At 75.2% G+C, this 7,717-nt stretch carries 6 protein-coding genes; 5 read left to right on the forward strand and 1 reads right to left on the reverse strand.

All coding sequences use genetic code 11. From position 1 onward, the window contains the following. Nucleotides 1-251: 251 nt before the first annotated feature. Nucleotides 252-947, reverse strand: coding sequence for an SLATT domain-containing protein (locus tag AB8Z75_RS29315; protein ID WP_369207232.1), 696 nt, complete (start codon nucleotides 945-947; stop codon nucleotides 252-254). 219 nt (nucleotides 948-1,166) lie between these two features. Between AB8Z75_RS29315 and purD the strand changes: the two genes are divergently transcribed. The 5 genes from purD to AB8Z75_RS29340 all read left to right on the forward strand — a co-directional run. After that, entirely contained in the window at nucleotides 1,167-2,444 is a 1,278-nt protein-coding gene (purD, locus tag AB8Z75_RS29320; RefSeq protein ID WP_369207234.1) for a phosphoribosylamine--glycine ligase, read from the forward strand. A 281-nt stretch (nucleotides 2,445-2,725) separates the two neighbouring features. Beyond that, a complete protein-coding gene (locus AB8Z75_RS29325) occupies nucleotides 2,726-4,243 on the forward strand; it encodes a hypothetical protein (protein ID WP_369207236.1) in 1,518 nt (505 codons plus the stop codon). Between the two features lie 40 nt (nucleotides 4,244-4,283). After that, nucleotides 4,284-5,024: a hypothetical protein gene (locus AB8Z75_RS29330; RefSeq protein ID WP_369207238.1), complete on the forward strand. Its 741-nt coding sequence runs from the start codon at nucleotides 4,284-4,286 to the stop codon at nucleotides 5,022-5,024. A gap of 130 nt (nucleotides 5,025-5,154) precedes the next feature. Further along, on the forward strand, nucleotides 5,155-6,762 hold the full coding sequence (locus tag AB8Z75_RS29335) for a N,N-dimethylformamidase beta subunit family domain-containing protein (protein ID WP_369207240.1): 1,608 nt from the start codon (nucleotides 5,155-5,157) through the stop codon (nucleotides 6,760-6,762). 130 nt (nucleotides 6,763-6,892) lie between these two features. Further along, the coding region (locus tag AB8Z75_RS29340) for a phosphoribosylaminoimidazolesuccinocarboxamide synthase (RefSeq protein ID WP_369207242.1) at nucleotides 6,893-7,717 on the forward strand (825 nt) is incomplete at its 3' end.

Here is a 7,717-nt window from a genome sequence, read left to right on the forward strand (position 1 = left end):
CCGCGGCCCCGCTGCGCCCCACGGAACTGGACGAGCCGGCCGCCTCCGCCGCCATCGGCTACGAGGACGGCACCCCGTTCGGGCGGGAGCGCCACGTCTGGCTCGGCCTGCACGCCGCCGCGACCCGCAGCCTCGCCCAGGGGTCCATGATCGTCTTCGGCTGATCTGCGGGGCTGCCCTTCGTGGCTGATCCGCGGGGCTGATCCGCGTGGCCGCCCTTCGTGGCTGATCCGCGTGGCTGCCCTGCGTGGTCACCCGGCCGGTGGCCGCTGGCGCGGCATGGTGGCCCAGCCGCCGCCCCCCGGTCCCGCCGGGGGGAGGCGGCGCGGCGGGGTGCGCCACGGGCCCGGAGAGCCCGCGGAGGCGTTCATGGCCAGGGGCGACCCCGCGGTGCGGAAGGCGACCATCCAGTCGGTCGTCTCGGCGCGCAGGGTCTCGTTGACGTCCTCGGAGAAGCGGCGGAGGACGGCCAAGGAGCGCTCGGCGGCCTCGCCTGCCGTCCCCTCGGCGGGGCCGAGGACCTCCCGCACGTTCTCCGCCGCCCACTCGTAGCGCAGCGTCTCCAGCCTGCGGTGCACGGCCAGCGCGGCGGCCACGTCCCGCATCCACCCCGAGGTCATGCCCAGCCACCGGTCGGCGAGGGCGCACCCCGCCGCGAACAGCAGCGCCACATAGCCCAGGTATCCGGCGCTCCCGAGCGGTAAAGGGAGCCCCGCGAGGTCGGCGAGCGGAAGCAGCGCCCCGATCCCCGTGCCGGCCACCACGCCGCCCCGCAGCGCGCGCGCCCACCTGCGCTTGCGTGTCCGGTCTGCGAGGTACCAGTCGACGACGCGCATCGCCTCCTGCTCCACCCACCGGTAGAGCTCCTCCAGGCGTTCGGCGGGCTCGTCCCAGTCCCCGGACGGGAACCCCCGCCCCAGCAGATCCGGCTGCTTCACCCGCTTCACGCGCACTCCCTCGGCTGCCTTGTCGGCGTTTCCGGTGCCCCATGTCCCTGAGGCCCGGTGCGCTCTTCCTACCGCCAGAAGTGGGGCCACGCCGACGATCCGCGCCGAAATCCCCCCAGAAGTGGCGCACGGTCGGGTATAAGACACCGCCCCGTCACCCGTACGGACTGCCCTCACGGGCCGCGCGGGCGTCGTCGGCGCTGCCGTTAGGGTGGCGGCGTGAGGATTCTGGTCATTGGCGGCGGTGCCCGCGAACACGCAATCTGTCGCTCGCTCTCCCTCGACCCCGAGGTCAGCGCCGTGCACTGCGCGCCGGGTAACGCCGGGATCGGCGAAGTGGCCACGCAGCACGCGGTGGACGTGCTGGACGGCGAGGCCGTCGCCGCGCTGGCCGCCTCCGAGCAGGTCGCCGCCGACCTGGTCGTCGTCGGTCCCGAGGCGCCGCTGGTGGCCGGGGTTGCCGACGCGGTCAGCGCGCACGGCATCCCCGTCTTCGGCCCGTCGGCACAGGCGGCCGTGCTGGAGGGTTCCAAGGCGTTCGCCAAGGAGGTCATGGCGAACGCGGGCGTGCCCACGGCCCGCAGCTACGTGTGCACGACGCCCGAGGAGGCGGACTCCGCACTGGCCGCGTTCGGCCCGCCGTACGTCGTCAAGGACGACGGCCTGGCCGCCGGCAAGGGCGTCGTGGTGACCGAGGACCTCGCACAGGCGCGCGCCCACGCGCAGGCCTGCGGCGGCGCCGTCGTCATCGAGGAGTTCCTGGACGGCCCGGAGGTCTCCCTCTTCGCGGTGACCGACGGCGAGACCGTCGTCCCCCTCCAGCCCGCACAGGACTTCAAGCGCGCCCACGACGGCGACGAGGGGCCCAACACCGGCGGCATGGGCGCCTATTCGCCGCTGCCGTGGGCCGAGCCGAAGCTCGTCGACGAGATCATGACGGCGGTCCTGGAGCCCACCGTCCGCGAACTGCACCGGCGCGGCACCCCCTTCTCCGGGCTGCTGTACGCCGGTCTGGCCCTGACCTCGCGCGGGCTGCGCGTCATCGAGTTCAACGCCCGGTTCGGCGACCCGGAGACGCAGGCGGTCCTCGCGCGGCTCCGTACGCCGCTGGGCGGGCTGCTGTACGCGGCGGCCACCGGCTCCCTCGCCGACTTCCCCGCGCTGCGCTGGAGCGAGGGCGCCGCCGTCACGGTGGTGGTCGCGGCGCAGGGGTACCCGGCGGCACCCCGTACGGGTGATGTCATCGAGGGCCTGGCCGAGGTCGCGCGGCTCGACGGGCCGGGGGCGCACGTGCTGCACGCGGGCACGAAAGCGGACGCCGACGGCACCGTGCGCAGCGCGGGCGGGCGCGTCCTGTCGGTGACCGCGACGGGCGCGGATCTGACCGAGGCGCGCGAGCGGGCCTACACGGCAGTCGGGCGCGTCCGGCTGGAGGGCTCGCACCACCGCTCGGACATCGCCGAGAGCGCCGCCGAGCGCGCTGCCGCAGGGGACTGACGGGCCCGCATATACCCCTGGGGCCTCCGGGGCAAGAGCTCTACCCAAAGCCATTCCATCGAGTGACGAAGCCCTTGTACGGCTGACGCCCGCCAGGGCCCCAACTAGGGTGCCGCACAACTGCCGTGAGGCCGTCACCTGGCACCTCGCGGTCGCAGCGGGCGAGGTCCGTCGACTGGCTCAGCGCATATTGCGGTGTCAGAACGCGGTGACACAGTGGGTGGAAGCCGGAGATTCCGGCCGGTGGACCCCAGCGGTCCCGAACGGAGCGGGGGTGAGACGTGAGCTCTTCCGGTGGCGCGAGCTTCGCCGGCGGTCCCAGCCGGCGCGCCGTCGCGCGCTCGGCGCGCGACCATGCCCTCGCCGTGCTCCGGGTGCGCAGCACGGCGCTCGCCTTCGCCCTGCTCCCCGCCGCCGCCGCGGTGATCTTGTGGGTGGGGCGTTCCACAGGCCAGTTCGGTCTCGGCCCGGGGCCCGGCTGGGACGCCGCGCGCTGGGCGGTGACGGCCCTGGCCGTGCTGGCGCTGGCCTGCGCCGCGGTCGCAGGGCTGGTGATCGCGCGGGGCCGCCCGGCCGTCTCCCCCACGGTGCCGCTCGACGAGCGCGCGGCGCCCGGCCTGCACGCCCTGGTCCGGGACCTCGCCGAACGGCTCGAGGTCCCGGCGCCCTCCGCGATCGCGCTGACCCCGGACTGCGACAGCTGGCTGGAGGACCGTACCCACGGCGGCCCACCCCCCGGCACGCACGGCGCCGAGGGCGACGGCACACCAGGCGGTGGAGGCGACGGCGCCCCGGACGGTAGAGGCGACGGCGCGCGGGGCGCACACGGAGGTACGCACGAGAGCGCACACGGCGTCGCGTCCCACGGCGCGGATGCCGCCCGGTCGTCCGGCGGCGCCGCCAGGAGCGGCTCGGGTGCTGCCAGGAGCGGCTCCGGCGCGGCCGGCAGCGGCTCCGGGGCGGACGGCGGCTCGGGGCGCGGCGCCGCCACCGCGCCCGTCCTGGTCATCGGCTCCCCCTTCCTGTGGTGGATGAGAGTGGCCGAACTGCGGGCCCTGCTGGCCCCGGTCGTCGCCGGCACGGGCCCTTCCGCGCATCCGGACATAGCAGCCGCCCGCCGCTTCGTCCGCGGTCTGGACGCCGCGGTCGCGGGAAGCGAACGCGCCCCGCTGCCGGGCCAGGCGGCCGAGTGGGGCCACGGATTGGCGGGCGAGGGAGGCCCGGGCCCGCCGGGTTCCGCCGCTCGGGGGCCGGTGCCCGCGGTGCTGCGCCGGATGGTGCACCGCCTGGTGGGCCGGCTCGCGCGCCGGCTGCTGCGCTCGGTGGGCCCGCACGCCGCCGAGATGGAGCGCGGGGTCGCCGCCGCTGCCGCCGAGCGGGCCCACGCGGTCGACTACGGGCTGCGGGTGGCGGCCCAGGAGCAGGTCGGTCTCGCGTACGCCGGGTGGGACCGGCTGCTCACCCGGGTCGCGCTGCCGGCCTGGCGGCTGGGCCTGTGGCCCACCCGGCTGGACGCGGGGGTGGTCTCCGCGCTGACGGAGCTCTCCCGCCGCGACCGGCTCGCCGAGGGTTTCACTTCCCGGCTGGGGGAGCGCCCTGCGTGCGATCTGCTGGCGGAGCCGGGCCGCGTGGACGGCGCCGTCTCCCTCCTCGCGGCCCGCCTCTTCCTCGGCCCCCACCGCCGACACCCCGGGGAGCGGCGCCGGTACGGGTCCGGGGAGCGGCACGGGTACGGCTCCGGGGACCGGCACGGGTACGCGCCCGGCGAGCGGCGCCGGTACCGGCCCGGGGGCCGGTGACGGCGCGGGCGCGGCCGGTGCCGCGCACGAGGGCCCGTACGTGCCGGAGTGGACGCCGGTCGAGTGGTCGGCCTACCCGGAGGAGGTCGTCGACCGCATCTGGCGCGCGGAGGCGTCCCGCCTCTTCGACGCTCTCGGCCCCACGGCACCCGGCGAGGACGGGCAGGCGGACGGCGCGCCCCCCTCGTACGCCCCCGTCGCCCAGCCCGCCGGGACCTCGCCCGGCCAGCGTCCGGTGGCCGTCAGCCCGGCGGCGGTGGCCCCGAGGGGCCCCGGTGGGCCGGAGTGCGGGGTCGAAGAGGAGTCCCAGCTGGCGGTGCCGACGCTCGCGCGGGTGCTGGACCGCTTCACGGCGCCCGGGGGGACCGATGTGCTGGCCGCGCGTCTGACCGCTCAGGTGGCGCGTGCGGAGGCCGCCCGCGCTCCGGGGAGCGTCGGTGCGAGCCCCGGCGCGGAGCTGTCGGAGGGCGCCGGGGACACGCTTCCCGCGCCCCCGGTGCCGCCGGCGCCCATGGGCCTGCCCCTCCAGCCGCCGCGCAGCGGAAGGGAGTTGCTGGCCGACCACGTCACGGCGGCCGTCTGCTGCGCCGCGGTCGACACGGCGGGGGCCACCCCGGGGCTGGACTGGCTCGACGGGCCGGCGCTGTTCGTGGACGGTGAGCGCGCGGGTGAGCTCGCCGGGCTGGTGCTGGCGCTCGTCGAGGACGGGGAGGCGGAGGGGCTGCGGGACTGGCTGGCGAGGGTCGGGGTGCGTCCTGAGAAGCCCGTGCGACTCGTCTGAAGATCATCTCCAGCCATTTAGCGACGAAGGGTGACCACACCCTTGCGTAATGTGATGTGCTGTTCGCCGTCACCCACGCGGCACAGCGGCACAGCGGAGGCGGAGCGAGGCGACGGGGAGGGAGCAGCACATGGGGACCGAGCGGATCGAGCAGGTCGAGCGGACCGCACCGATCGAGCACCCCGCAGGCGCGGCCGGGCCGCAGCAGCTGAGGCGATGGGAGTCCGGAGCGCTCGCCCACGCGGTGACCGACCCCTTCGGCCAGGGGCCGCTGCCCTGGCTGCGGGTGAGTGAGAACTACTTCGAGAACGGCCGCCTCGTCCCCTGGTACATCGACTGCGTCGACCAGGCACCCGGCCAGACCTCCCGCACGCCCGAACTCGTCCGCGAGCTGGCGGGCGGCGGGCAGACCGTCCCCAAGCCCCGTACGCGCGGCCTGTCCAGCAGCGCCCCGCCCACCGCCGACGACGTGCGCTGCCAGATCAAGGGGTTCGCCTCCGTGGCGGGCGGCACGCCGCCGGGGGAATCCCTCGACTTCCGCATCACCGTCAACCCGCCGCAGGACTTCAGCGTCGACGTCTACCGCATCGGCCACTACGGCGGCGCGGGCGCCACCAAGATCACCACGAGTCCGCGGCTTTCCGGCATCATGCAGCCCGCTCCGATGGCCGCCGACCGCACCGTCTCCTGCCACCACTGGTGGCTCTCCTGGCGGCTGCAGATCCCCGACTACTGGTCCACCGGCGCCTACGTCGCCGTCCTGACCACCGCCGACGGGCACCGCTCCCACGTCCCCTTCACCGTCCGCGACCGCGACCCGGGCGACCTGCTGCTCCTGGTGCCGGACGTGACGTGGCAGGCGTACAACCTCTTCCCCGAGGACGGCCGCACCGGCGCCAGCCTGTACCACGCCTGGGACGACGACGGACGGCTGCTGGGGGAGAGCGAGGCGGCGATGACGGTCTCGTTCGACCGCCCGTACGCCGGATCGGGTCTGCCGCTGCACGTCGGCCACGCCTACGACTTCATCCGCTGGGCCGAGCGGTACGGCTACGACCTGGCGTACGCCGACACCCGCGACCTGCACGCGGGGCGCATCGACCCCACGCGCTACCGGGGCCTGGTCTTCCCCGGACACGACGAGTACTGGACGGTGCCGATGCGCCGCGCCGCCGAACGGGCACGCGACAGCGGCACCGCGCTGGTCTTCCTCTCGGCCAACACCATGTACTGGCAGGTCGAACTGGACGCGCTGCCCTCCGGGGCCCCCGACCGCCTGCTGACCTGCCGCAAACGGCGCGGCCCCGGGCGCCCCGCCCTCTGGCGCGAGCAGGGCGACCCCGAGCAGGCGCTGCTGGGCATCCAGTACGCGGGCCAGGTCGCCGAGCCCTATCCACTGATCGTCCGCAACGCCGGGCACTGGCTGTGGGAGGCCACCGAGGCGGCGGAGGGCGACGAGCTGCCCGGCCTGGTCGCGGGGGAGGCCGACCGCTACTTCCCGCGCACCGTGCTGCCCGAGCACACCGACCGCATCCTCCTCGCCCACTCCCCCTACCGCGACCGCGCCGGAACCCCCCGCCACCAGGAGACCTCCCTCTACCGCGCCCCCTCCGGCGCCCTCGTCTTCTCCTCCGGCACCTTCGCCTGGTCGCCCGCCCTGGACCGGCCCGGCTACGTCGACGCCCGCGTCCAGCGCGCCACCAGCAACCTGCTGGACCGCATCTGCAAACGCGACTGACCCTCCTGACCGGCGGCGCTGACGACCGGCAGCGCCCACCGGGTCGGCCCGACAGGCACCCCGTCAGGGTGGCAGGGGAGAATCGGGGCACTCGCCGTGTCGTGTCGGCTGCCCCCAGGGAGGAAAGAACGTGACGGGATTCGTCGAAAAACCCGAGGCCGCCCAGGTCCCCGGTCTGGTGCACCTGCACACGGGCAAGGTGCGTGACCTCTACCGGAACGAGGACGGCGATCTGGTGATGGTCGCCAGCGACCGGATCTCCGCGTTCGACTGGGTGCTGCCCACCGAGATCCCCGACAAGGGCCGCGTCCTCACCCGGCTGTCCCTGTGGTGGTTCGAGCAGCTCGAAGACCTGCCCAACCACGTGATCAGCACGGACGTGCCCGCCGGAGCCCCCGCCGACTGGGAGGGCCGCACGATGGTCTGCCGCTCCCTGCGCATGATCCCCGTCGAGTGCGTGGCCCGCGGCTACCTGGCGGGTTCGGGGCTGGCCGAGTACGAACAGGACCAGACCGTCTGCGGCCTCGCCCTGCCGCCCGGCCTGGAGAACGGCTCCGAGCTGCCCGGCTCCCTCTTCACCCCCGCCACCAAGGCCGAGGTGGGGGAGCACGACGAGAACGTCAGCTACGAGGAGATGGCCCGCCAGGTCGGCCCCGAGACCGCGACGACGCTGCGCCAGCACACCCTCGCCGCCTACGACCGCGCCCGCGACATCGCCCGTGAACGCGGCATCATCCTGGCCGACACGAAGTTCGAGTTCGGCTGGGACGAGACGGGCGCCGACGGCGCCGAGCCCGTGCTCACCCTCGCCGACGAGGTGCTCACCCCCGACTCGTCCCGCTTCTGGCCCGCCGACACCTGGCAGCCGGGCCGCTCGCAGCCGTCCTTCGACAAGCAGTACGTCCGCGACTGGCTCACCTCGCCCGCCTCGGGCTGGGACCGCGGTGGCGAGCAG

This window comes from Streptomyces sp. PU-14G (assembly GCF_041028275.1).
Classification (GTDB): Bacteria; Actinomycetota; Actinomycetes; order Streptomycetales; family Streptomycetaceae; genus Streptomyces.